At 66.1% G+C, this 22,918-nt stretch carries 22 protein-coding genes; 9 read left to right on the top strand and 13 right to left on the bottom strand.

Annotated features, from left to right (window positions below):
- Positions 1-7: 7 nt before the first annotated feature.
- Both hsaB and AC5Y2L_RS15635 read left to right on the top strand, forming a co-directional pair.
- On the top strand, positions 8-574 hold the full coding sequence (gene hsaB, locus AC5Y2L_RS15640) for a 3-hydroxy-9,10-secoandrosta-1,3,5(10)-triene-9,17-dione monooxygenase reductase subunit (RefSeq protein WP_499935318.1): 567 nt from the start codon (positions 8-10) through the stop codon (positions 572-574).
- A gap of 108 nt (positions 575-682) precedes the next feature.
- Complete coding sequence (locus AC5Y2L_RS15635) at positions 683-1,510, top strand: CHAD domain-containing protein (protein ID WP_499935316.1); 828 nt, start codon at positions 683-685, stop codon at positions 1,508-1,510.
- A gap of 65 nt (positions 1,511-1,575) precedes the next feature.
- Here AC5Y2L_RS15635 and AC5Y2L_RS15630 read toward each other — a convergent pair whose 3' ends face one another.
- Positions 1,576-2,040, bottom strand: coding sequence for a hypothetical protein (locus tag AC5Y2L_RS15630; protein ID WP_499935314.1), 465 nt, complete (start codon positions 2,038-2,040; stop codon positions 1,576-1,578).
- Positions 2,041-2,139: 99 nt separating this feature from the next.
- The gene (locus AC5Y2L_RS15625; RefSeq protein WP_499944116.1) at positions 2,140-5,373 is read right to left on the bottom strand and encodes a Kelch repeat-containing protein; all 3,234 of its coding nucleotides are present in this window, start codon (positions 5,371-5,373) and stop codon (positions 2,140-2,142) included.
- A 194-nt stretch (positions 5,374-5,567) separates the two neighbouring features.
- On the opposite strand from AC5Y2L_RS15625, the gene AC5Y2L_RS15620 reads away from it, so the two are divergent.
- A complete protein-coding gene (locus AC5Y2L_RS15620) occupies positions 5,568-6,419 on the top strand; it encodes an arylamine N-acetyltransferase family protein (RefSeq protein ID WP_499935311.1) in 852 nt (283 codons plus the stop codon).
- On the opposite strand, the gene AC5Y2L_RS15615 is transcribed toward AC5Y2L_RS15620, so the two are convergent.
- The 5 genes from AC5Y2L_RS15615 to fadD3 are packed head-to-tail and all read right to left on the bottom strand — an operon-like array spanning position 6,384 to position 12,091.
- A complete protein-coding gene (locus tag AC5Y2L_RS15615; protein WP_499935310.1) occupies positions 6,384-7,550 on the bottom strand; it encodes a pyridoxal phosphate-dependent aminotransferase in 1,167 nt (388 codons plus the stop codon). The genes AC5Y2L_RS15620 and AC5Y2L_RS15615 overlap by 36 nt on opposite strands.
- Positions 7,547-8,503: an acyl-CoA dehydrogenase IpdE2 gene (gene ipdE2 / locus AC5Y2L_RS15610; RefSeq protein ID WP_499935308.1), complete on the bottom strand. Its 957-nt coding sequence runs from the start codon at positions 8,501-8,503 to the stop codon at positions 7,547-7,549. The genes AC5Y2L_RS15615 and ipdE2 overlap by 4 nt, the downstream gene beginning before the upstream one ends.
- A complete protein-coding gene (locus AC5Y2L_RS15605; RefSeq protein WP_499935306.1) occupies positions 8,500-9,435 on the bottom strand; it encodes an acyl-CoA dehydrogenase family protein in 936 nt (311 codons plus the stop codon). The genes ipdE2 and AC5Y2L_RS15605 overlap by 4 nt, the downstream gene beginning before the upstream one ends.
- The gene (locus AC5Y2L_RS15600; protein ID WP_499935304.1) at positions 9,435-10,568 is read right to left on the bottom strand and encodes an acyl-CoA dehydrogenase family protein; all 1,134 of its coding nucleotides are present in this window, start codon (positions 10,566-10,568) and stop codon (positions 9,435-9,437) included. Before AC5Y2L_RS15600 ends, AC5Y2L_RS15605 begins: the two co-directional genes overlap by 1 nt.
- A 2-nt stretch (positions 10,569-10,570) precedes the next feature.
- Positions 10,571-12,091, bottom strand: a complete 1,521-nt coding sequence (gene fadD3 / locus AC5Y2L_RS15595; protein ID WP_499935302.1) for a 3-((3aS,4S,7aS)-7a-methyl-1,5-dioxo-octahydro-1H-inden-4-yl)propanoate--CoA ligase FadD3 — start codon at positions 12,089-12,091, stop codon at positions 10,571-10,573.
- 54 nt (positions 12,092-12,145) lie between these two features.
- On the opposite strand from fadD3, the gene ipdE1 reads away from it, so the two are divergent.
- Genes ipdE1 through fadA6 form a run of 4 tightly spaced genes read left to right on the top strand, consistent with a single transcriptional unit; the run spans position 12,146 to position 15,892 of the window.
- Positions 12,146-13,294, top strand: a complete 1,149-nt coding sequence (gene ipdE1 / locus AC5Y2L_RS15590; RefSeq protein WP_499935300.1) for an acyl-CoA dehydrogenase IpdE1 — start codon at positions 12,146-12,148, stop codon at positions 13,292-13,294.
- Positions 13,291-14,079, top strand: coding sequence for a (5R,7aS)-5-hydroxy-7a-methyl-1-oxo-2,3,5,6,7,7a-hexahydro-1H-indene-carboxyl-CoA reductase (gene ipdF, locus AC5Y2L_RS15585; RefSeq protein WP_499935298.1), 789 nt, complete (start codon positions 13,291-13,293; stop codon positions 14,077-14,079). The genes ipdE1 and ipdF overlap by 4 nt, the downstream gene beginning before the upstream one ends.
- A gap of 44 nt (positions 14,080-14,123) precedes the next feature.
- Positions 14,124-14,726: a TetR family transcriptional regulator KstR2 gene (gene kstR2 / locus AC5Y2L_RS15580; RefSeq protein WP_499935296.1), complete on the top strand. Its 603-nt coding sequence runs from the start codon at positions 14,124-14,126 to the stop codon at positions 14,724-14,726.
- 5 nt (positions 14,727-14,731) lie between these two features.
- Positions 14,732-15,892: a steroid 3-ketoacyl-CoA thiolase FadA6 gene (fadA6, locus tag AC5Y2L_RS15575; protein WP_499935294.1), complete on the top strand. Its 1,161-nt coding sequence runs from the start codon at positions 14,732-14,734 to the stop codon at positions 15,890-15,892.
- Between the two features lie 72 nt (positions 15,893-15,964).
- On the opposite strand, the gene ipdC is transcribed toward fadA6, so the two are convergent.
- Genes ipdC through echA20 form a run of 4 tightly spaced genes read right to left on the bottom strand, consistent with a single transcriptional unit; the run spans position 15,965 to position 19,396 of the window.
- The gene (ipdC, locus tag AC5Y2L_RS15570) at positions 15,965-17,032 is read right to left on the bottom strand and encodes a (3aS,4S,5R,7aS)-5-hydroxy-7a-methyl-1-oxo-octahydro-1H-indene-4-carboxyl-CoA dehydrogenase (protein ID WP_499935293.1); all 1,068 of its coding nucleotides are present in this window, start codon (positions 17,030-17,032) and stop codon (positions 15,965-15,967) included.
- Positions 17,029-17,772, bottom strand: coding sequence for a cholesterol ring-cleaving hydrolase subunit IpdB (gene ipdB / locus AC5Y2L_RS15565; RefSeq protein ID WP_499935292.1), 744 nt, complete (start codon positions 17,770-17,772; stop codon positions 17,029-17,031). The genes ipdC and ipdB overlap by 4 nt, the downstream gene beginning before the upstream one ends.
- Positions 17,769-18,653, bottom strand: a complete 885-nt coding sequence (gene ipdA, locus AC5Y2L_RS15560; RefSeq protein ID WP_499935291.1) for a cholesterol ring-cleaving hydrolase subunit IpdA — start codon at positions 18,651-18,653, stop codon at positions 17,769-17,771. The genes ipdB and ipdA overlap by 4 nt, the downstream gene beginning before the upstream one ends.
- A complete protein-coding gene (gene echA20 / locus AC5Y2L_RS15555; RefSeq protein WP_499935289.1) occupies positions 18,653-19,396 on the bottom strand; it encodes a (7aS)-7a-methyl-1,5-dioxo-2,3,5,6,7,7a-hexahydro-1H-indene-carboxyl-CoA hydrolase in 744 nt (247 codons plus the stop codon). Before echA20 ends, ipdA begins: the two co-directional genes overlap by 1 nt.
- Positions 19,397-19,477: 81 nt before the next feature.
- Here echA20 and AC5Y2L_RS15550 point away from each other — a divergent pair, with 81 nt between their 5' ends.
- Positions 19,478-20,245: an SDR family oxidoreductase gene (locus AC5Y2L_RS15550; RefSeq protein ID WP_499935459.1), complete on the top strand. Its 768-nt coding sequence runs from the start codon at positions 19,478-19,480 to the stop codon at positions 20,243-20,245.
- Between the two features lie 19 nt (positions 20,246-20,264).
- On the top strand, positions 20,265-21,170 hold the full coding sequence (locus AC5Y2L_RS15545) for an SDR family oxidoreductase (protein ID WP_499935287.1): 906 nt from the start codon (positions 20,265-20,267) through the stop codon (positions 21,168-21,170).
- 70 nt (positions 21,171-21,240) lie between these two features.
- Here the strand turns inward: AC5Y2L_RS15545 and AC5Y2L_RS15540 are convergent, their stop codons facing one another.
- Together AC5Y2L_RS15540 and AC5Y2L_RS15535 are read right to left on the bottom strand one after the other, a co-directional pair.
- On the bottom strand, positions 21,241-21,693 hold the full coding sequence (locus tag AC5Y2L_RS15540; RefSeq protein ID WP_499935286.1) for a nitroreductase family deazaflavin-dependent oxidoreductase: 453 nt from the start codon (positions 21,691-21,693) through the stop codon (positions 21,241-21,243).
- A 15-nt stretch (positions 21,694-21,708) separates the two neighbouring features.
- Positions 21,709-22,869, bottom strand: a complete 1,161-nt coding sequence (locus tag AC5Y2L_RS15535; RefSeq protein ID WP_499935284.1) for a steroid 3-ketoacyl-CoA thiolase — start codon at positions 22,867-22,869, stop codon at positions 21,709-21,711.
- Positions 22,870-22,918: the final 49 nt, after the last annotated feature.

Here is a 22,918-nt window from a genome sequence, read left to right as displayed (position 1 = left end):
CCCGGAAATGTCTGCCGAGCCGATCGATCCGCGCACGTTCCGTAGCGTGCTCGGTCAGTTCTGCACCGGGATAACGATCATCACCACTGTGCACGACGAGGTCCCGATCGGCTTTGCCTGTCAGTCATTTGCAGCGCTGTCACTCGACCCGCCGCTGGTGTTGTTCTGTCCGACCAAGGTCTCGCGATCCTGGAAGGCCATCGAGGCCAGCGGACGGTTCTGCGTCAACGTGCTGACCGAGCAGCAGAAGGACGTCTCGGCGCGATTCGGGTCCAAGGAAGCTGACAAGTTCGCCGGAATCGATTGGCGCCCTTCGCCGTTGGGATCGCCGATCATCGAGGGCTCGCTGGCATACATCGACTGCACGGTGGCTTCCGTGCACGACGGCGGCGATCACTTCGTCGTCTTCGGCGCGGTCACGTCGCTGTCCGAAGTGCCCAAGATCAAGCCGCGTCCGCTGCTGTTCTATCGCGGCGACTACACCGGCATCGAGCCGGACAAGACGACACCGGCTCAGTGGCGCGACGATCTGGAAGCCTTCCTCACCACCACCACCCAGGACACCTGGCTTTAGTTCGCCGACAATGCGTGGCTAGCGAGCGTAACGCTACCGCCCGCTTGAACTTTCGCGGCGTCGTGCGGCGAATGTTTGGCGGTCCCCGAATCGGCAATGCTCTCAGACATGCAGGCCACCCGAGCGCTTGCCGGCTACCTGAACACCCAGATCGACCAGATCACGGCCGGTGACCTCGGTCTGCGTCGCGGCCAGGACCCGATTCACGACACGCGGGTGGCGATCCGGCGGTTGCGCAGCACACTGCGGGTATTCGGCAAGGCACTGGATACCGCGGCCGTTGACGATCTCGACACCGAACTGAAGTGGTACGCGGGCCTACTCGGCGAAGTCCGCGATTGCCAGGTGCAACAACGTCGGCTCACCGATGCGCTCGACGAACTGCCCGACGAACTGATTCTTGGCCCCGTGCCGGCACGGATCCGCAACCACCTGCAAGGCATCGAGTTGCCGGCCCGCAGTCGGGTGAGTGAGGCGATGGACTCCGAGCGCTATGTGCGCATCATGTCCGCTTTGCGGCAGCTGCGCGTTGAACCGCCAGTAAACCGCGACGTCACCGCCAACGACCTCCGAAACAGGGCGCGACGTGCACAGCGCAAGGCGGATCGTCGGCTTGCCGCCGCACTGCAGGCCGACGACGACGCCCTGCTGCACCGGGCCCGCAAAGCTGCGAAGCGCGCCCGTTACGCCGCCGAACTATACAAACCGCTGGACAAAAGTGCGAAGCGAGCGGTCAAGCACTACAAGCACATCCAAACTGTGCTTGGTGATCATCAGGACACCGTGGTCGCCCGCGAAATGCTTCGAGGGCTGGGGATAACCGCGGGAACGACGAACGGAGAGAACGGCTTTACCTATGGGTTGCTGTTCGCGCGCGAGCGACAGATTGCTCGCGGCTGCCGTCAAGAGGTTCGACGTCATGCCGTGCCAGGGTGACGCTACTGCGAAATATCAAGGGGGAAGCTCGCAATAGCGTCTACAGCGCCTACGCCCACGCAAGCTCAGGTGGATTGGGTGCGATGGTCGTGCGCGTCCGGCGTCGATTCGAATGACCCGTCGCCGGGGTCCTCGTGGCGGCCCGGCACCGACGGCTCCGCGCCTTCCCGCCTGTCCTTCTTGACCTTTGGGTCGATGCTGTCCGCGCGGTTCCACTGCTCGTCAAGTTGTTCCCGCGACGCCGCGGTTTCGCTTTGATGTTTGGCCGCTCGTTCCTGCAGCCTCGCGGCTTCGGCGGCCTTCACCTCGGCCTCTGCCTGCGCGGCGCGCGCCTTGGCGGCTGTTTCCTCGGCGAGCGCTTCGCGCCGTTCGAGCTTGGCGGTCTCGAGCCGGGCCTGTTCGCGGATTTGTTCGGCCTGCCGCTGCCGGCGGGTTCTGGATGCCCTGCTGACCGCGAAGGCCAGGGCGGCGATCACCAAGATGGCCACCACAACGGCAACCACGATCCAGACGGTATTGCTGGTATGCATCTTGAGCTCCGTAGACGGACGGTTTGTGGGTTGCTGGCTGCAGCCGTCTCTACCGGATCCCCATATTCGACATAAATAAAACGGGCTTTGCTGGGCTTGCTACATGAAGTCCAACGCTTCGACCGTTGCGATGGGGCCTTCGTGTGACGGTCGATTCGCACCACCGATGACGTACACCGTGTTGCCGACCGTCGCGACCACCTCCGCGTGACGCGAGGTCGGCATCGGGGTCAGCGTGCTCCACCTGTTGTCGGCGATGTCGTACATCTCGACCACGTTCAGCACTTGAGTGGGTGCCTCCCCGCCGACCACCACGATTCGGCCGTCGATGTATGTGGCGCCGTAGCTACCGCGCGGGGTCGGCATGCCCACCAGCTTGGTCCAGGTCCCCGACGCCGGGTCGAACCGCTCCAACGCCGCGGTGTTCTTGGAGGCGGACAGGAACCGACCACCAATCGCGTAGACATAGGTGCCGTCCGACACTGCGGCCAGGTGTTCCCGCGGTGTCGGCATATCGGCGGCGTCCTTCCACGAACTGCCGTCGAAGACCTCGGTTTGCTTGACCAGCTGCTTGGCGCTCTGCCCGCCCACAGCCACCAGCTTGTCGCCGACCACGGCGGCTGCCGGTGCCGCACGAGAGTGGTTGAGGCTCGGCAACTCCACCCAGTTGTTGCCACGCAGCGCGAGCACCTTGTTGGTCCCGTTGCCGATGTTCTTTTCGGTTTCGCCGCCCACCACCACCACCTCGCCGCGGTAGGTCGCCGCTGCGGCGTGATGCAGCGGCATCGGCAACGGCGGCCCGGGCTGCCAGACTCCCGTCTTCGGGTCGAAGCTCTCGACGGTCTGCAACGGGACCCCATTGCGCAGGCCACCAATGACCCAGATCTTGTCGTTGAGCACGGCCCACGCCATCATCAGCCTGGCGGTCGGGGCGTCCGGCAGCGAGCGCCACTGAGACGCTGGCTGAATCTTGCGAGGCGGCAAGTTCAGCACCTCCGCCGTCGCGACCAACTGACCGTCTCCGACCGCGGTCGACCCGCCGACCGCGTACACGGACTTGTCCACCGCATCGACCGCCATGCCGTGCCGCGGGCTGGTCAGGTCCGGTAAGGCGTCCCAGGTCTTCGTCATCAGATCCAGTACCGAAACGCTTTTGAGGACTTCTCCATTTGACACGCCGCCGACGGCCACCAAGCGCCCATCGGCGAATGCCACACCTAGGTCACTGCGCGGCTGCGGAAGCCCGGCCAACGCCGCCCAGGATTTCGCAGCCGGGTCATACGCCTCGACCGTCGTCAGGTCGGCGTTCCCGCTGGATCCGCCAACCGCGTACAGCAGCTTTCCGTCCGTGGCTGCGGCCAGCATCTGTCGCGGCGTCGGTATCGGAGGGCCGAGGGTCCAGGCGGTGCCGTCGAAGATTTCGGTGGTGTTCAGCAGTGCGCCGTTGGCGTCCACACCGCCGGTGACGATGATGCGGTCGCCCACCGTTGCCGCTGCGCCCGCCGCCCTCGGCTGCAACAGATGCGGCTGCTCCACCCATTGACCGTTGACTACACGCCAAACCTTGTCCGTGCCAACCTTTTTGCCGTTCTCGATCTTCCAGCCGCCGAGCACGATCGGATTGTCCTGGTACTTCACGGCCATCGCATGCTGAACCGCGACCGGTAGATCGGCGCCGGTCTTCCACGTGTCGACGACGGGGTCGTAGCCCTCGTGCAACGGGGTCAGGTTGCCGTCGCTCCGAACCCCGCCGAAGACCCAGATCGTGCCGTCAAGCTCGGTGGTTGCTGCCCCGTCGCGCGCGATGGGCGCATTCGTGATCGGCTTCCACTGGACCGGGGCCTGGGTACTGGGTTGACTGGCGACCTTGTGGTCGTTCTTGTTGCCGGTCAGCAGATAGACGCCGCCGACGACCAACAGGATGGCCGCGAGGACCGCCACCACGGCCAGCGCCATGCGATTCCGCTTCTTTCCCGGTTCCGCGAACCACCCGGCCAGACCCGATTTCCGGCCGCGCGGCGGGACCGGACCCGACGGTGCCGGCGCTGTTGGGACTCTTGGCGGCGCTGAAGGCGGCGGCGCTGGCGGGCCCGACGGGCCAGAGGCGATGCCGGTCGGCCCGGCGGGCGGCGGGAATACGTGAGTGGCGCCGGTCGGGGGTGAGCCAGGAGGGGGCGGTGGGGAACTATGCCCCTCACGCAGGACGCTGGCCGCTTGCGAGAACTCATCTCGACCCGCAGGTCCTGCGTCCGGCGCGAGCGGCCGTCGGACGGAGGGCGCGGGGCCGAACGGGTCCGCCATTTGTTGCGTCGACCCATGCCGGCTCGACCCAGCGGAAGTCGCCGACTCCATTGCTGTCTGCGCGCCGGTCTCTTGGGTGGGCGCTCGAACGACACCTGTCGGCGTGACGATGGTGTGGCTCGAACCAGACATGGTGCTGGTGATCGCCATCGAATCGGGTTTGAAGCCGCAGCTGCGCTGCGCGGCCTGCAACTCGTGGCCGAACTGCTCGGCAGACGCCGGCCGTCCGGCGGGATCGATCGACATCGCTCTCTCGATCGCCGAGCACACCACATCCGGAATGCCTTCCGGACGCATGTCTGGAACCCGGCTGGTGCTGATCCGCAGGTACTGCGCAATGAGATCTTCGCCGGCCTTGCGCTCATGCGCGGCACCGCCCGCGATGAGCGCATAAAGGGTTGCGCCCAGCGAGTAAAGGTCGGAGGCGACCGTTGCCGGATTACCCGTCATCACCTCCGGTGCAGTGTAATCGATTGTGCCAGAAAAGAATCCGGTCGCGGTCTCGTATCCGCCCTCGATGTGCGCAATGCCGAAGTCGCTCAATAGCGGTTCGCCGTAATCGTTTACGAGTACGTTCGCAGGCTTGATATCGCGATGCAATGTGCCGGTCTTGTGGGCGGTCTCCAATGCGCCGCAAAGCTTCACGCCGATGCGCAAAACGTCGGGCCAGGGCAGGGGACCTTCATTGCGCAACCGCACCGCCAGCGAATCGGCGGGGTAGTAGGCCATCACGATGTACGGTTTGCCACTCGGGGTAACCCCGACGCGCAGTATGTGGACGATGTTCGGATGCCCGGACAGTCCGCCCATCGCATAGCCCTCACGCAGAAAACGCTCTCGGCTCTCCTCGTCGAAGTGCGACGGCAGAACCTTGACCGCAACGTTTCGGCCGAGCGCCGTCTCGTAACAGCGGTAGATCACCCCGGCGCCGCCCCGAGCCACCTGCTGAGCCCTTTCGAATCCGGCGTCGGCTAGCTCCTCGGCGAGCCCGCTGGACGGGCGTGCTGGGCCGGTGGTGGGTCCGTCAGGCATTAGTCGGCGCTCACTCTCCCGCGGGTGGGTCGTTCGCGAGGTTCAGAGTAACGAACCATGCACTTCCCGGTGACCGTTCCGCCAACGTGAGGAACCTTTTTCTGGGTGCCATGGCCCAACGCGTGACCTGGCCATCGGCGCCGTCTTATCCGGGTGGGAGAGGCTATGGTTCGCACTAGGTCCAGAATGGCTGCATGGCATTGGATCTGGCCGGTTACCTCGACCGCATTGGCTATCACGGCCCCGTGGAGCCGAACCTGGACACGCTACAGAATCTCGTCAGCGCGCACACCAAGACCGTTCCGTTCGAGAATCTGGATCCGCTGCTGGGCGTGCCGGTGGACGACCTGAGCCCAGAGGCGCTGTTCGACAAGCTGGTGCGCCGCGGACGGGGTGGCTACTGCTATGAGCAAAACGGCCTGATGGGTTATGTGCTGGCAGAAATCGGGTTTCGGGTGCGCCGGCTGGCGGGCCGCGTGGTCTGGATGATGCCGCCTGGCTCGCCGCTCCCGGCGCAGACGCACACCGTGTTGGCGGTAACCTTCCCCGGCTCGCAAGGTTCATATCTCGTCGACGTCGGCTTCGGCGGGCAGTCACCCACGTCGCCGATTCGGCTGGAAACGGGCAGTGTCCAGCAGACAATGCACGAACCGTATCGCCTCGAGGACCGCGGCGACGGGCTGGTGCTCAAGGCGCAGCTGCGCGACGAGTGGCAGCCGCTATATGAATTCACCACCAGGACGGCGCCGATGATCGATCTGAAGGTGGGTAGCTGGTTCGTTTCGACCCACCCGTCGTCGCATTTCGTGACCAACCTGATGGTGGCGAGGGTCACCGACGACGCCCGCTGGAATTTGGCTGACCACAACCTGACCGTCCACCGAAAGGGCCAGACCGAGAAGATCCGGCTGGACGATGCGGCGGCGGTGATCGACGTGCTTGGTGACCGGTTCGGGATCAACATCGCCGACGTCGGCGAGCGCAGCGTCCTCGAAGCACGCATCGACCGGCTACCGGACGCGCAGCCAGTGTCCCAGTCGCCGTAGGCCCTCTTCGAGGTCGGTCGTTGGGCCGGCGAACGACAGCCGGACAAACCGATTGCCGTGCGCCGGATCGAAGTCGATGCCCGGTGCGATGGCAACCCCGGTGTCGCTCAACAGCTTTGAGCAAAACGACAACGAATCGTCGGTCAAGTCCGAGACGTCGGCATACACGTAGAACGCGCCATCGGTGGGCGCCAGCCGGTCGATCCCGATCCCGCGTAGCCCGTCGAGCACCAGCGAGCGGTTGGCCGTGTAGTGCTGCAGGTTGCCGTCGGCTTCGGCGGCAGACTCGGGCGTGAACGCCGAAACCGCGGCGAATTGCGACAGCACCGGTGGGCAGATGGTGAAGTTGCCGGTCAGGCAGTCCACGGCGCGCCGCAGTTCGGCCGGTACCAGCAGCCAGCCCAGCCGCCAGCCCGTCATCGCGTAATACTTGGAAAAGCTGTTGACCACCACGGCATTTCGCGAGGTCTGCCACGCACAGCTGGTCGGCGGCGCGCCCGGGTAAACCAAGCCGTGGTAGACCTCGTCGCTGATCAGCCGCACACCGGAAGCGTCACACCAGGCCGCGATCGCGGACAACTCTTCTGGCGGTATGACGGTCCCGGTGGGATTGGCCGGGCTGGCGACGATGACACCTTGTATCGGCGGGTCGAGTTCGGCGAGCAGCTGGGCGGTGGGCTGAAACCGGGTCCCAGGGCCACACGGGATCTCGACCACCTCACATCCCAAGGCCGACAGGATGTTTCGGTAACACGGATAGCCGGGGCTGGCCAGCGCGACGCGGTCTCCCACGTCGAAACAGGCCAGAAAGGCGAGCAGAAATCCACCCGACGATCCGGTCGTGACGATCACCGCGTCGGGCTCGACGTCGATGCCGTACTGGCGGTGGTAATCCGCGGCAATCGCGGACCGCAATTCCGGAATGCCAAGTGCGACAGTGTAGCCCAGCTGGTTGCGCTGCAGTGCGGAGGCGGCTGCGGCTCGAACCGGCTCAGGAGCGCCCGCGCTGGGCTGGCCGGCTGACAGGTTCACCAGATCGCCATGGGTGCGCTGGCGTTCCGCGGCCGCCAGCCAGACATCCATCACGTAGAACGGTGGAATGCCCGCGCGCAGGGCCACACGGTCGCTCACGATGTAAGCAGCACCTGTTCTTCCAGCCGGCGCAGCAACTCGCTGGGCGTGGCCAGCAGCTGTGAACTGCCGTGCGCGCGTTTGAAATACAGGTGCATGTCGTGTTCCCAGGTGATCGCGATCCCGCCGTGCAGCTGGATGCCCTCGGCGGCCACGATGGACAGCGTCTCGCTGGCGGCCAGGCGAGCGGTTGCCGCGTTGACCGCCGTGGGCTCTACGCATGCGGCGTCGACGACAGCTCGGGCCGCGGCGACCCTGACGTACAGGTCGGCCATCCGGTGCTTGAGCGCCTGGAAGCTGCCGATCGGCCGGCCGAATTGAACTCGGCTCTTGGCGTATTCGACAGTGAGCTCTAGGCACCTTTCGGCGGCGCCGATCTGCTCGGCCGCCAGCAGGATGGCCGCGGCGTCGGCCAGGCCGGGGTCGGCTCCCAGCGACTCGGTGTCTTCGGGCTGCACCTTGGCCAGTCTGCGAGTGGGGTCCATGGTGGCGACCGGGTGGGCAGTGAATCGCGTCCACCTGCTGAGCTGACCGTCCGTCGCAGCGACGACGACGTCGGCGATATCACCGTTGACCACATAGTCCGGGTCGAGCACCAGCGCCCCGATCGAGGTTCCTGCGGCCAGCGCCCCTAACGTCTCGCCGTCTGGCTGCGGCGCGGCGAGCAGGGCCAGCTCGGCCAGCGTGTTGCCCAGCAACGGGGACGGCACCAGCGCCCGGCCCAGCTCCTGCAAAACCGTTGCCGCATCAGCCAATTCACCGCCTGCGCCGCCCAGCTCCTCGGGGACCACCAGCGCGGCCGCCCCGACCTGCTCACACAGCAGCTGCCAGAGCGACTCGTCGTACCCCCGGTCGGACTCCATCGCCGCGCGCACGGCCGACGGGTTCGCGTGCTTGGCCACCAGGTTGGCGACGGTTTCCCGCAGCATCTGCCGTTCTTCAGTTTGTGTCACAGCGCCTCCAGCACTCGCCGCCGGTGCTCCTGCGGCGTACCCCACGCCGACCGCAATGCCTGCACCCGCAGCAGCCATAGTGACAGGTCATGTTCCTGGGTGAACCCGATGGCGCCATGGGTCTGCAACGCCGAGCGCGCGGCCAGCAAGCCCGCCTCTGCCGCCGCGGCTTTCGCGGCGCTCACATCGCGGGCCGCCAACGACAACGCGGCGCCGTAAACTAGCGGGCGAGCCAGCTCGATGGCGATGTGCACGTCGGCGAGCTTGTGCTTGATCGCCTGATACGAGCCGATCACCCGGCCGAACTGACTGCGCTGCTTGGCGTAGTCGACGGCCGCATCCAGCAGCGCCTGCGCGGCGCCGACAAGCTGCGCCGCGGTAGCCAGCACACCCAATCGGTAGGCGCGCTCGACGTCTGCCGGCCAGCTCTCGCCGATCGCCGCGACGTCGTAAATGCGGCGGCTAGGGTCGACGGACTGATGTTCCGTACCGGCTTCGGCCGCGGCGACGGTGCTGCCGTCGGTCACCAGCACCAGTCCGGCGATTTCGGCGTCGACGGCGCGCGGCACCTGCGGCGGCATCGCGACGGAGGCGATCAGTTCACCGGAGGCCAGCTGGGCGCAGCGGTCGTCTTCAGCGAGCAAAACCGGTGCCACGGCAATGGATTCGGCGACCGGGCCCGGCACGCACCAGCGGCCCAGACGTTCGAGGGCTACCACCAGGTCGACCGGATCGGCCTCGATGCCGTCGAACCTCTCCGGCACCAGCAGGGCGGTGACGCCGAGGCTGGCCAATTGTTCCCAGACCTTACGGCCGTGGGTGACGTCGCCCGCCGACCATGCGCGCACCGCGCCGGGCAGGTCCGCAGCCCCGAGCGCGGCGTCGATGCTGGCCGCGAAGTCACGTTGCTGTTCGTCGAGTGCGAATTCCATCAGCGTTTCTCCCGGGGCAGACCCAGCAGCCGTTCCGAAATGATATTGCGCTGGATTTCGTTGGTGCCGGCATAGATCGGGCCGCCCAGCGCGAACAGCAGGCCCTCGGTCCAGCGGCCGGCAAGCTCCCCGTCCGCGGCGAGGATGTCCAGCGCGGTCTGATGCAGCTCCACGTCCAGGTCGGACCAGAACACCTTGGTCACCGACGACTCGGCGCCCAGCTCTCCGCCGCGGGCCAGCCTGGTGACCGTGCCGAAGGTTTGCAGCCGGTAGGCGTGCGCCTTGATCCATCCGTCGGCAACCCGGTCGGCGTACTCCGGTGGCGAGCCGCTGTCCTGCCACAGCTGCACCAACCGTTCCGCCACGGCCAGAAAGCGGGCCGGGCTGCGCAGCGACATGCCGCGCTCGTTGCTCGACGTGCTCATGGCCGCACGCCAGCCGTCGTTCGGAGTTCCGATGACATCCCGGTCGGGCACGAACACGTCGTCGAGGAAGATCTCGCCGAAGCCGGTGTCGCCGCCCAGCTGAACGATCGGGCGCACCGTGACGCCCTCGGCCTTCAGGTCGAACATGAAATACGTCAGCCCGTTGTGCCTTTCGGCGGCCGGGTCGGAACGGAACAGCCCAAAACCCATCTCGGCGAACGGGGCTCGTGAACTCCAGATCTTCTGCCCGTTGAGCAGCCAGCCGCCGTCGGTCTTGGTCGCGGTGGACCGCAGCGACGCAAGGTCGCTGCCGGACTCCGGCTCCGACCAGGCCTGCGCCCAAATCTGTTCCCCGCTGGCCATTTTGGGCAGGATGCGGTCCAGCTGCTCCTCGGTGCCATGCGCGAACAGCGTGGGAGCCAGCATGGAGGTACCGTTGGCGCTGGCCCGGCCCGGCGCCCCGGCGCGAAAGTACTCCTCTTCGAACACCACCCAGTGCAACAGCGGGGCGTCGCGGCCGCCGTACTTCTTGGGCCAGGTGATCACCGACAGGCCGGCGTCGAACAGCACTCGGTCCCAATGACGGTGCTGTGCAAAGCCTTCCGCGTTGTCATACGACTTGGTAGGGATCGACTCGCGGTTGGCGGCGAGGAAGTCGCGGACCTCGGCCTGGAAGGCCAACGTCTCGTCGTCGAAGGTTAAATCCATTGTCAAGCCATCTCTCGCAGTTGGGGTTTGACCACCTTGCCACCGGGATTGCGTGGTAACGCGTCGACGAACCGCACCGACCGCGGCGTCTTGAAGTTGGCCAGATGTTCACGGGCATAAGCGATTACCGACGCCTCGTCGAGGCCGGTGCCGGGGCGGGTGACCACAAACGCGCGCCCCACTTCGCCCAACCGCTCGTCGGGAACCCCGATCACCGCGACGTCGGCCACACCGTCCATCCGGGCCAATACCTGCTCGACTTCGGCGGGGTAGACGTTGAATCCGCCGCTGATGTACATGTCCTTGAGCCGATCGGTGATTCGCAGGTTGCCGGCGTCGTCGACGGTCCCGATGTCACCGGTGTGCAGCCATCCGTCGGCGTCGATCGCGGCAGCGGTCGCCTCCGGGTCATCCAGGTAGCCCAGCATCACGTTCGGTCCGCGCAGCAGGACTTCCCCGGACTCGTCGATACGTAACTCGAAGTCCGCGAAGGGGCGCCCGCAGGTGGTGGCGACGGTGACTGCGTCGTCGTCGGGGCGACACATGGTGCCCATACCGTTGGCCTCGGTCAGCCCGTAGGCGGTCAGCACAATGTCGATGTCGAGCTCGGACTGCATGCGTTCCACCAGCACCACCGGCACGGTGGCCGCGCCGGTGACGGCAAACCGTAGCGAGTTCAGGTCGTAGTCGCGACGCGCCGGGTGGTCGAGCAGCGTCTGGTAGATGGTCGGCGGCCCGGGCAGCACGGTGATGCGGTGGCGCTCGATGGCCTGCAGGGTGCGCAGCGGATCGAACGTCACGTGCGGGATCAGCGTCGCACCGGTCTGCAAACAGGCCAGGATGCCGGCCTTGTAGCCGAAGTTGTGGAAGAACGGATTGATGCACAGGTAGCGGTCGTCGCTGGTGATCTTGCCGTTGGCCGCCCAGGCCGCGGCGCCGGCCAGCGACTGCCGATGCGCGCACAGCACACCTTTGCTGCGCCCGGTAGTGCCCGAAGTGAACAGGATGTCGCTGACGTCGTCGGGTTTGACGGCGGCGGCGCGGGCGATCACTTCGTCGGTGTTGCGATTGTTGGCGATGAAGTCGTCCCAGGTGCCGTCGTCTTCCTCGATCGGAATCCGTACGACGTGGCGCAGCGCGGGCAACGCTTCACGGTCGAGGTCGCTCGCCCGGTCGGCGCCCAGGAACCGGCCAGCCGCGAACAGCACCGGCGCTTCGGTCCGGGCCAGGATGTCGGCTGCTTCCTCGGCGGTATACCGCGTGTTCAGCGGCACCATCGCGGCGCCGGCGTGATGGATGGCCAGGCAGGCCACCACCCAATGCCAGGTGTTCGGCGACCAGATGGCCACCCGATCCGCCGGCCGGACACCGAGCCTGATCAAGGCGGCAGCGGCCCGGTACACCTCGTCGCGCAGCGCCGCGGCGGTGAAGCTGCGGTCCTCGGTGATCAGCGCGTCGTGGTCCGGCAGCTGGCGCGCCAAACGATCCAGCGCCGCGGGCACGGTGCGGGGATCGCTCGACATTGGTGACGCTCCTGGGCTAACAAAGCAAGTGCTTGGTAGGTTAGCCTACATGGCATGCAGGACGTCGAGGAGTTCCGGGCGGAGGTCCGCCAGTGGCTGGCCGACAATCTGGTCGGCGAGTTCGCCGCACTCAAGGGTCTCGGCGGCCCCGGCCGCGAACACGAGGCGTTCGAAGAACGCCGGGCATGGAACCAGCATCTCGCCCAAGCCGGACTGACCTGTCTGGGCTGGCCCGTCGAGCACGGCGGACGCGGCCTTTCGACCGCGCATCGAGTGGCGTTCTACGAGGAATACGCCCGCGCCGACGCGCCCGACAAGGTCAACCACTTCGGCGAAGAGCTGCTGGGGCCGACGCTCATCGCATTCGGCACCCCCGAACAGCAACAGCGCTTCTTACCACGCATTCTGGACGTCACCGAGCTGTGGTGCCAGGGGTATTCCGAACCCGGCGCCGGCAGCGACCTGGCCAACGTATCGACCACTGCCGAACTCGACGGCGACCAATGGGTGATCAACGGCCAGAAGGTGTGGACGTCGCTGGCTCACCTATCGCAGTGGTGCTTTGTGGTCGCCCGCACCGAGAAGGGCTCCAAGCGGCACGCCGGGCTGTCGTATCTGCTGGTGCCGCTGGACCAGCCCGGTGTCCAGATCCGGCCAATCGTCCAGATCACCGGCACCGCGGAGTTCAACGAGGTGTTCTTCGACGACGCGCGCACCGACGCTTCTCTGGTGGTCGGGCAGCCCGGCGACGGCTGGCGGGTCGCGATGGGAACGCTGACGTTCGAGCGCGGCGTCTCGACGCTGGGCCAGCAGATCGTCTACGCCCGTGAGCTTTCCAACCTGGTTGAGCTGGCGCAGCGCAACGGCGCCGCCGAAGACCCGTTGATCCGGCAACGCCTGACCCGGGCGTGGACCGGGCTGCGGGCCATGCGTTCATATGCGCTGGCGACCATGGACGTTGAGCAGCCGGGTCAGGACAATGTGTCGAAGTTGTTGTGGGCCAACTGGCATCGTGATTTAGGTGAGCTGGCGATGGACGTGATCGGCAAACCCGGGATGGTCATGGCCGACGGCGAATTCGACGAATGGCAGCGGCTATACCTGTTTACCAGAGCCGACACCATCTACGGCGGATCCAACGAGATCCAGCGCAACATCATCGCCGAGCGGGTGCTCGGCTTGCCCAGAGAGGTGAAGGGTTGAATCTTTCCGTAGCACCGAAAGAGGTTGCCGGACACGGACTTTTGGACGGCAAGGTGGTGGTGGTGACCGCTGCCGCGGGCACCGGCATCGGTTCGGCGACCGCGCGTCGCGCCCTGGCCGAGGGTGCAAACGTGCTGATCTCCGACCACCACGAACGACGGTTGGGGCAGACGGCCGACGAACTGGCCGCGCTGGGACTGGGCCGGGTCGAGAGCGTGCTGTGCGACGTGACCTCCACCGCTCAGGTCGACGCGCTGCTGGAGTCGACCACCGCGCGGCTGGGCCGCCTCGACGTATTGGTCAACAATGCCGGGCTCGGCGGGCAGACTCCGGTGGCCGACATGACCGACGACGAATGGGACCGCGTTCTGGATGTGACGCTGACGTCGGTGTTCCGCGCCACCCGCGCGGCGCTGCGGTACTTTCGCGAGGCCAAGCATGGCGGGGTGATCGTCAACAACGCCAGCGTGCTGGGCTGGCGGGCCCAGCACTCGCAGGCGCATTACGCCGCCGCCAAGGCCGGCGTGATGGCGTTAACCCGTTGCAGCGCAATCGAAGCCGCCGAGTACGGTGTCCGCATCAACGCGGTGTCGCCCAGCATCGCGCGGCACAAGTTCCTGGACAAGACCACCTCGGCGGAGCTGCTCGACCGGCTCGCGGCAGGCGAAGCCTTCGGGCGCGCCGCCGAGCCGTGGGAGGTAGCGGCGACCATCGCGTTTCTGGCCAGTGACTACTCGAGTTACCTCACTGGCGAGGTGATTTCGGTGTCGAGCCAGCATCCATGACCCTGCAGGTAGCCAAGCAAGCGCTTGGTTGATACTCTGATCGGATGGACCGAGTGACCGGTTCGGCAAACAGCCGTCGCGACGAGTTGCTGGAGCTCGCCGCGTCGATGTTCGCCGAGCGCGGATTGCGGGCCACCACCGTGCGTGACATCGCCGACGGCGCGGGCATCCTGTCCGGCAGTTTGTATCACCACTTCTCGTCGAAAGAGGAGATGGTCGACGAGCTGCTGCGCGGCTTCCTGGATTGGTTGTTCGCCCGCTATCGGGAGATCGTCGATGGCGAGGCCAACCCGCTCGAGCGGCTCAAAGGCCTGTTCATGGCGTCGTTCGAGGCCATCGAGCACCGTCATGCGCAGGTCGTCATTTACCAGGACGAGGCCCAACGGCTGTTGTCGCAACCCCGGTTCTCCTACATCGAGGACATGAACCGCCAACAACGCAAGATGTGGGTCGAGGTGCTCAGCCAGGGCATCGACGAGGGGTACTTACGGTCCGACCTCGACGTCGACCTGGTCTACCGATTCATCCGCGACACCACCTGGGTGTCGGTGCGCTGGTATCAACCCGGCGGGCCGCTCACCGCCGAACAGGTGGGCCGGCAATACCTCGCCATCGTGCTCGGCGGCATTACGAAAGAAGGAGTCTGAGACCAATGACTGAGGCGTATGTCATCGACGCTGTACGCACGGCGGTCGGCAAGCGCGGTGGCTCTCTAGCCGGGATACATCCCGTCGACCTCGGCGCCCTGGCGTGGCGCGGCCTGCTCGACCGGATAGATGTGGACCCGGCGGCCGTCGACGATGTGATCGCCGGCTGCGTCGACGCCATCGGGGGCCAGGCGGGCAACATCGCCCGGCTGTCGTGGCTGGCGGCGGGGTATCCGGAGGAGGTCCCCGGTGTCACGGTGGACCGCCAGTGCGGCTCCAGCCAGCAGGCGATTTCCTTTGGCGCACAAGCGATCATGTCCGGCACCGCCGACGTCATCGTGGCCGGCGGCGTGCAGAACATGAGCCAAATCCCGATCTCGTCGGCGATGACCGTCGGCGAGCAGTTCGGGTTCACCACGCCGACCGCCGAATCCAAGCAGTGGCTGCATCGCTACGGCGATCAGGAGATTTCTCAGTTCCGCGGCTCGGAGTTGATCGCAGAGAAGTGGAACCTGTCCCGCGAGGAGATGGAGCGGTACTCGCTGACCAGTCACGAGCGTGCGTTCGCGGCGATCCGGGGTGGCCATTTCGACAACGAAATCCTTACTGTCGAAACCGATTCCGGGCCGTTCCGGGTGGACGAAGGCCCGCGCGAGTCGTCGCTGGAGAAGATGGCCGGGTTGAAGCCGCTGATCGAGGGAGGCCGGCTGACCGCGGCAATGGCCAGTCAGATCTCCGACGGCGCCAGTGCTGTGCTGCTGGCCTCCGAGCAGGCCGTCAAGACCCACGGGTTGACGCCGCGAGCCCGCATCCACCACATCAGTGCCCGTGCCGCCGACCCGGTGTTCATGCTGACCGGCCCCATCCCGGCCACCCGCTATGCACTGGAAAAGACCGGACTGTCCATCGACGACATCGACACCGTCGAGATCAACGAAGCGTTCGCACCGGTAGTTCTGGCCTGGCTCAAGGAAATCAAGGCCGATCCGGAGAAGGTCAACCCGAACGGGGGCGCGATCGCGCTCGGCCATCCGCTGGGCGCCACCGGGGCGAAGCTGTTCACCACAATGCTCAACGAGCTCGAGCGAATCGGCGGACGCTATGGCCTGCAGACCATGTGCGAAGGCGGAGGCACCGCCAACGTCACGATCATCGAGCGGCTCTAGTCCGACCGCGAGCAGACGCAAAAGCTCCCCAAAACCGTTGATTTTGGGGGCTTTTGTGTCTGCTCGCGCGTGTTACTCCACCAGCGCCGAGGCCGCCTGGAGGTGCTTTATCGCATCGTGCACGATCGACTCGATGAGCTCGGCGCACGACGGCAGGTCCTCGATGATGCCCGCCACCTGTCCCGACGCCAGCACCCCGGCCTCGGTATTGCCGTCCACCAGCCCGGCCTTCAGCAACATCGGCGTGTTGGCCGCCATCACCACCTGCGACCAACTCAGATCCTTGCCGTGCCGCATGGCCAGCCCGTCGGTGATCATCGACCGCCACGTCATCTGCGACATCTGCTTGAATTTGGCGGCATTGCGCACCGCCGCAGCGAAACCTCTTGCCCGCGAGCCACTTTCCAGTTTCTCGACCAGGCCGGTGCGCAGCACCCGATGCGGCATGCCGTCCACCCGCGTGGTGACCACGGTGCCGTCCAGCGCGGCCTGAAGATAACGCTGTTTGACCGCATCGGGCACGGTGGAATCCGACGTGAGCAGGAACCGGGTGCCCATCGCCACTCCGGCGGCGCCGTAAGAAAGTGCCGCCGCCAGCCCCCGCCCGTCGAAGAAGCCACCCGCGGCGACAACCGGAATTCCGCTGCCCTGCACGGCATCCAATACCGAAGGCAGCAGCAACGTCGTTGCGACGGGCCCGGTATGTCCGCCTCCTTCGCCGCCCTGCACTATCATCGCGTCCGCCCCCCAAGCCGCGACTTTGCGCGCATGCTTGGCCGCGCCGATCGACGGAATCACCACCACCCCGGCTTCTTTCAGCGTGGCTATCAATTCCTGCCTGGGCGCCAGCGCAAACGACGCCACCTTCACGCCTTCGCGGATCATCAACTCGACCCGGTCGCCTGCATCGGCGGCGTCGGCGCGGATGTTCACCCCGAACGGCTTGTCGGTGGCCGCCTTGACCTTGCCGACGGCCGTCGCCAACTCGTCCAGCGTCATCGTGGCCGACGCCAGAATGCCCAGCCCACCCGCATTCGCCGTGGCCGACACCAGGCGAGCACCGGCCACCCACCCCATCCCGGTTTGCACCACCGGATGTTCGATGCCGATCAGCTCGGTCAGCGGCGTTCGCAGCCTCATGACCGAATCTCTCTGTCGCGCAGCGCTTTCGGGTCGATGACCTCGCGAATCAGCCGCAGCTCCTCGTCGCTCGGCAGTCGGGTTTCTTCGGCCTCGTCCAAGCCATGCACCTCGAACGACGTTGCTTCGCGGACCTCGTCGGCCGCAACGCCCGGATGCAGGCTCAACGCGCGCATCGTGTGCTCGGGACCGCCGAAGTCGAACACCCCCAGGTTGGACACCACCCGGTAGACGTTGACGAACCGGAAAGCCGGGTTGTCCGCGTCCACCTTGTCGTAACCGATTCCACAGACGATGTCGACGGCGTCCGTGAACACCCGCCGGGAATGGTTGCCCACCCAATAGCTGGTCGCATGGTTGATCGTATTGCCCGGCGAGCCGCGCACACCGAACATCTGCCGGGTCGGCTGCTGCAGGGGACCGAACGCCGAGATGTTCTGATTGCCATGGCGGTCAACCTGATTGGCGCCCATCACCACATGCCGTCGTCCCCAGGCCAGTGTCTCGAACACCCGGCCGAACGGCATCCAGCCCTCGATCGCTCCCGTCTTGCCGATTGGCGGGGTATCGGCAAGCAACTGCGCTTCGCCGTCGGTCAGCAGGATATCGGGGGAGAAGGTCAACCGCGCCAGACGGGCGCCGACCGACGCCATATTCGTCATCGGGCTGACCATGATCTCGCCTGCGTCCCTGAACAATTCGGCGCAGGCGACCGCGCACACCTCGGCCCTGGTCGTCATGACGAGGCCTCCGCACCGAAGGCGCGCACGGCGGCCTGATAGTCGTCTTCGGTACCGGACAAATAGGTCTGCACGAACTGCTGCCAGCCTTCCTCGGTCGACGCGGCTTCGGCGTAGTGCCGCTGGAACTTCTCGTCACGGCCGTAATCCGGTGCCGCCGTGGTGAAGTGGGCACCGCCGGGGGCTTCCACCACGGCGTCGACCATCATCCGGTTGATCAGCAGCGCCTGCGGCGGCACCGCCTTGACAAGTTCCTCGGTGGAGACGAGGCGCTCGACCGACAAGAACCGCTTCTCGGCGGCCATCAAGAGCAGGTCGTCGAAGTAGGGGTCGATACCGGTGTAGGCCGCATTTCCTTGGCTGTCACCAAGATTCATGTGGGCGAAGGCCGCATCGAGGCGCAGCGCGGGCATGGCGATCAGTGTCTCGTGTCCGCCGCCGGGCGCGGGGTAGGGACTGGTGACGGTCTGCAGTTCGCCCTCCCAGAAGTCCGGCACGGAACTGCCCAGCCCGGCGCGGATCGGCAGGAACGGCAGCCGCTGTGCCGCTGCCTGTAATCCGCAGCGCAGCATGCCTTCGTCCATCTCACGGGCTTCGATGGCACCGCTGGTACGGGCCTTTGCGAACCATGGGTCGTAGAACGGTGGGGAGTCCAGCGAGACGAACCCGTAATACACCCGCTTCACCTTGCCCGCCGAGCACAGCAGGCCCAGATCGGGTCCGCCGTAGGTGACGACGGTCAGGTCGGTGACGTCGGTGCGTAACAGGGCCCGCACGAAGGCCATCGGCTTGCGTCGCGATCCCCAGCCGGCAATGCCGATCGTCATGCCGCTGCGCAGCTGGCTGACGGCGTCGTCCAGAGTTGTTCTCTTGTCCGGCATTATGACTTCTTCACAAACGCGTCGCGGTGCTCGTCGGAAACTCCGGCGAGGTTGAGTTCGAAGGTAAAGCCTTGCTCCATGCGGTAACTCGAATTGACCCGTTGCACGTCGATGAAGTTGAGCGCCTCCTTGGCCGCCCGGATCACGCGGGTGTCTTTGGCGGCAATATCACGGGCCACGCGCAGCGCGGCCTCGTCGAGTTCGGCCCGGGGCACTACCTCGTGCACCGAGCCGAAGTGATGCAGCGTGGCGGCGTCCACGGTGGCCGCGGTGAAGAACAGCCGTCGCATCAGGTGCTGCGGTACCAGCCGGGACAGATGGGTGGCCGCGCCGAGCGCGCCGCGTTCCACCTCGGGCAGACCGAAGGTGGCGTCGTCGGAGGCGACGATGACATCGGAGTTGCCGACCAGTCCGATGCCGCCGCCGACGCAGAATCCGTTCACGGCGGCGATCACCGGCACCGCGCATTCGTAGACCGCGCGGAAGGCGGCGTAGCAGCCGCGGTTGGCGTCGATCAACGCGGTAAAGCCTTCAGTGCGCTGCATTTCCTTGATGTCCACGCCGGCGTTGAAGCCGCGGCCCTCGGCCCGCAGAATCACCGCGTGAGTTTCCAGGTTCTCACCGGCGGCGGTTATCGCGTCGGCCAGCTCGAACCAGCCGCGTGACGGGATGGCGTTGACGGGCGGGTAGTCGACGGTGACCGCGACGATGCCCGGTTCGGTTTGAGAGGTTGTGATGGTCATGGCACTTCCTGTGGGACCCAGCTACCTAAGCAAGCACTTGCTTGGTACGCTAGCACAGTGACGCGCGCCGACGGAGGCCCCCTGACGGGGGAAGCCATCAATTTGGGGCTGGCCGGGCGGGTGGTCCTGGTGACCGGCGGGGTGCGGGGCGTAGGCGCCGGCATCAGTTCGGTTTTCGCCGGGCAGGGCGCGACGGTCATCACCTGTGCCCGACGAGCCGTCGAGGGCTTGCCGTACGAGTTCCACGCCTGCGACATCCGCGACGAGGAGTCGGTGGCCCGGTTGTTCACCGCCATTCGCGAACGCCACGGCCGCCTCGACGTATTGGTCAACAACGCCGGCGGATCGCCGTACGCCCTGGCCGCGGAGGCCACGCACAACTTTCACCGCAAGATCGTCGAGCTCAATGTGCTTGCGCCGCTGCTCGTTTCGCAGCATGCGAACGCGCTCATGCAATCGCAGGACAGCGGTGGGTCGATCGTCAACATCTGCAGCGTCAGCGGTCGCCGACCCACTCCCGGCACCGCCGCATACGGCGTGGCCAAGGCGGGCTTCGAAAACCTCACCACCACCCTGGCAGTCGAATGGGCCCCGAAGGTCCGGGTCAACGCGGTCGTCGTCGGAATGGTGGAGACCGAGCAGTCCGAGCTGTTCTACGGCGACGCCGAGTCGATCGCCCGGATCGCTGCCACCGTGCCACTGGGCCGGCTGGCCAAACCCGACGACATCGGCTGGGCCGCAGCGTTTCTCGCGTGCGATGCGGCCTCCTACGTCAGCGGTGCCACGTTGGAGGTGCACGGCGGCGGCGAACCGCCGCAGTATCTGGCCACCTCGAGTGCCAACAAGTAACGAGTAAGGAGCAATCAGTATGGGTCTGGTCGACGGCCGAGTGGTCATCGTCACCGGAGCGGGCGGCGGGATCGGCCGCGCGCACGCGCTTGCCTTCGCCGCCGAAGGCGCGCGCGTCGTGGTCAACGACATCGGGGTGGGCCTGGACGGATCGCCGGCAAGCGGCGGCAGCGCCGCGCAGCGCGTCGTCGACGAGATCACCGCAGCCGGCGGCGAAGCCGTCGCCAATGGCTCCGACATCTCCGACTGGAATCAAGCCGCTGAGCTCATCCAGAGCGCCGTCGACACGTTCGGCGGCCTGGACGTGCTGGTCAACAACGCCGGCATTGTCCGCGACCGGATGATGGCCAACACCAGCGAAGAGGAGTTCGACGCCGTCATCGCCGTGCATCTCAAGGGCCACTTTGCCACCATGCGGCACGCCGCGTCCTATTGGCGGGGGCTGTCGAAAGAGGGCAAGACTGTCGATGCACGGATCATCAACACCAGTTCGGGTGCAGGGTTGCAGGGCAGCGTCGGGCAGGGCAACTACAGCGCCGCCAAGGCCGGGATCGCGGCCCTGACGCTGGTGGGTGCCGCCGAAATGGGCCGTTATGGCGTCACGGTCAACGCCATCGCCCCGTCCGCGCGCACCCGCATGACCGAGACCGTCTTCGCCGAGATGATGGCAACCCAGGACCAGGACTTCGACTCCATGGCGCCGGAGAACATCTCGCCGCTGGTGGTCTGGCTGGGCAGCGCCGAGTCCCGGGACGTCACCGGGAAGGTATTCGAAGTCGAGGGCGGCAAGATTCGTGTCGCCGAGGGCTGGGCGCACGGCCCGGAGATTGACAAGGGCGCGCGATGGGATCCCGCCGAGCTGGGACCGGTCGTCGCGGACCTGCTGGCCAAGTCGCGTCCCCCGGTGCCGGTATACGGGGCCTAACCAAGTGGATGACTTTGCGTTCAGGGCGCAAATCTGCGAGTAGGCGACGCCGTAGCCGCAGAGTCATCCCTCAGGGTTCGCAGATGACGATCGGAATTCTTCGCTCGGTCCAGGATTGGTAATCCTCGTAGGAGGAATACATCTGCACCAGCTGCGGCCAGTACTTCGCGCGCTCGTCGTCGCTGGCGTCGCGCGCCCGCAGCTGCAGCACCTCGTCTTTGATCTGGACCGTCACCTTCGGGTCGGCCTTGAGGTTGAGGTACCACATCGGGTTCTTTTCCCGCCCGCCGTGCGAGGCCACCACAATCACCCGGTCACCGTCACGCATGTACAGCAGCGGACTTACCCGTGGCTGCCCGGTCTTGCGGCCGGTTGTGGTCAGCAGTGCGACCGGGGCGCCCTGCAGGAACTTGCCGCCGACCTTGCCGCCGGTCCTCTTGTACAGCCACGTGTTGATACGCGACATCCACTTGATGAAGACGCCTGTGCCAGCGGAGTTGAGCGCGCGCGGGGGATTTGCCATGGCGAACCTGAGCTACTAGATCCGCTCGATGATGGTGCCGGTGGACAGCGCACCGCCGGCGCACATGGTGATCAGCGCGGTGCTCTGGTCGGTGCGCTCCAGCTCGTGCAGCGCGGTGGTGATCAGGCGGCTGCCGGTAGAGCCGACGGGGTGACCCAACGCGATGGCCCCGCCGTTGACGTTGACCCGGTCCATGTCGGGCTCGTGCACCCGCGCCCAGGACAGCACCACCGATGCGAACGCCTCGTTGATCTCGACGATGTCGATGTCGCCGATCTTCATGCCGGCCTTCTCCAGCACCTTCGCCGTCGACTGCACGGGCCCGTCCAGGTGGTAGTAGGGCTCTGCGCCGACCAATGCCTGGCTGACGATTCGGGCCCGCGGCTTCAACCCCAGCGCCTTGGCTTTGTCTTCGTCCATCCACAGCACGGCCGCCGCGCCGTCGGAGATCTGCGACGAGGTGCCCGCGGTGTGGATCCCGCCTTCGAGCACCGGCTTCAGCTCGCTCAACCCGTCCAGCGTGGTCTCGCGCAAACCCTGATCGCGGGAGACCAGGTGGCGTTCGGCGGTGGGCTGCTTCTGCTCGTCGAGCACGGGAGCCTCGATCGGCGAGATTTCGCGGTCGAAGCGATGCTCGTCCCAGGCCCGCTTGGCGCGTAGCTGGGACTGGAATCCGAAGGCGTCGATGTCGGCGCGAGTGATGCCCCGTCGTTTGGCGATCCGCTCGGCCGCCTCGAACTGGTTGGGCATGTCGATGTCCCAGGATTCGGCTCGCCAGTTGCGGTCCGGTCCGGCGTTGGCGCCTAGCCCGACGCGGCTCATCGCCTCAATGCCGCATGCGATGCCGATGTCGATGGCGCCGGCCGCAATCAGCCCGGCGATCAGGTGGTTGGCCTGCTGGCCGCTGCCGCATTGGCAGTCCACCGTGGTGGCGCCGACGTGTTCGGGCAGCCCCGCCGTCAGCCAGGACGTCCGACTGATGTTGTTGGACTGCTCGGCGAACTGGGTCACGCAGCCGCCGATGACTTGTTCGACATCTCCGGCGTCGATGCCGGCTTTTTCCACCAGAGCTTTCTGGACCGCGCCAAGCAGTTCGGTGGCATGTAGCCCTGACAACCATCCGTTGCGTTTGCCGATCGGGCTGCGGGTGGCTTCGACGATTACCGGGTTACCCATGGGGTCAGGCTAGAACACGTTTCATTACTATGACAAGCGAGGATAGCTC

The sequence above is a fragment of the Mycobacterium sp. NGS66 genome, from assembly GCF_059812225.1.
Note: the sequence above shows the minus strand (reverse complement) of the source record. Positions and strands in the feature narration are given on the sequence as shown.

Bases quoted from the DNA above. Each gene is read 5' to 3' on its own strand.
- hsaB (WP_499935318.1), top strand. From the start codon at position 8: ATGTCTGCCGAGCCGATCGATCCGCGCACGTTCCGTAGCGTGCTCGGT.
- AC5Y2L_RS15635 (WP_499935316.1), top strand. From the start codon at position 683: ATGCAGGCCACCCGAGCGCTTGCCGGCTACCTGAACACCCAGATCGAC.
- AC5Y2L_RS15630 (WP_499935314.1), bottom strand. From the start codon at position 2,040: ATGCATACCAGCAATACCGTCTGGATCGTGGTTGCCGTTGTGGTGGCC.
- AC5Y2L_RS15625 (WP_499944116.1), bottom strand. From the start codon at position 5,373: ATGCCTGACGGACCCACCACCGGCCCAGCACGCCCGTCCAGCGGGCTC.
- AC5Y2L_RS15620 (WP_499935311.1), top strand. From the start codon at position 5,568: ATGGCATTGGATCTGGCCGGTTACCTCGACCGCATTGGCTATCACGGC.
- AC5Y2L_RS15605 (WP_499935306.1), bottom strand. From the start codon at position 9,435: ATGGAATTCGCACTCGACGAACAGCAACGTGACTTCGCGGCCAGCATC.
- AC5Y2L_RS15600 (WP_499935304.1), bottom strand. From the start codon at position 10,568: ATGGATTTAACCTTCGACGACGAGACGTTGGCCTTCCAGGCCGAGGTC.
- fadD3 (WP_499935302.1), bottom strand. From the start codon at position 12,091: ATGTCGAGCGATCCCCGCACCGTGCCCGCGGCGCTGGATCGTTTGGCG.
- ipdE1 (WP_499935300.1), top strand. From the start codon at position 12,146: ATGCAGGACGTCGAGGAGTTCCGGGCGGAGGTCCGCCAGTGGCTGGCC.
- kstR2 (WP_499935296.1), top strand. From the start codon at position 14,124: ATGGACCGAGTGACCGGTTCGGCAAACAGCCGTCGCGACGAGTTGCTG.
- fadA6 (WP_499935294.1), top strand. From the start codon at position 14,732: ATGACTGAGGCGTATGTCATCGACGCTGTACGCACGGCGGTCGGCAAG.
- ipdC (WP_499935293.1), bottom strand. From the start codon at position 17,032: ATGAGGCTGCGAACGCCGCTGACCGAGCTGATCGGCATCGAACATCCG.
- ipdB (WP_499935292.1), bottom strand. From the start codon at position 17,772: ATGACGACCAGGGCCGAGGTGTGCGCGGTCGCCTGCGCCGAATTGTTC.
- ipdA (WP_499935291.1), bottom strand. From the start codon at position 18,653: ATGCCGGACAAGAGAACAACTCTGGACGACGCCGTCAGCCAGCTGCGC.
- echA20 (WP_499935289.1), bottom strand. From the start codon at position 19,396: ATGACCATCACAACCTCTCAAACCGAACCGGGCATCGTCGCGGTCACC.
- AC5Y2L_RS15545 (WP_499935287.1), top strand. From the start codon at position 20,265: ATGGGTCTGGTCGACGGCCGAGTGGTCATCGTCACCGGAGCGGGCGGC.
- AC5Y2L_RS15540 (WP_499935286.1), bottom strand. From the start codon at position 21,693: ATGGCAAATCCCCCGCGCGCGCTCAACTCCGCTGGCACAGGCGTCTTC.
- AC5Y2L_RS15535 (WP_499935284.1), bottom strand. From the start codon at position 22,869: ATGGGTAACCCGGTAATCGTCGAAGCCACCCGCAGCCCGATCGGCAAA.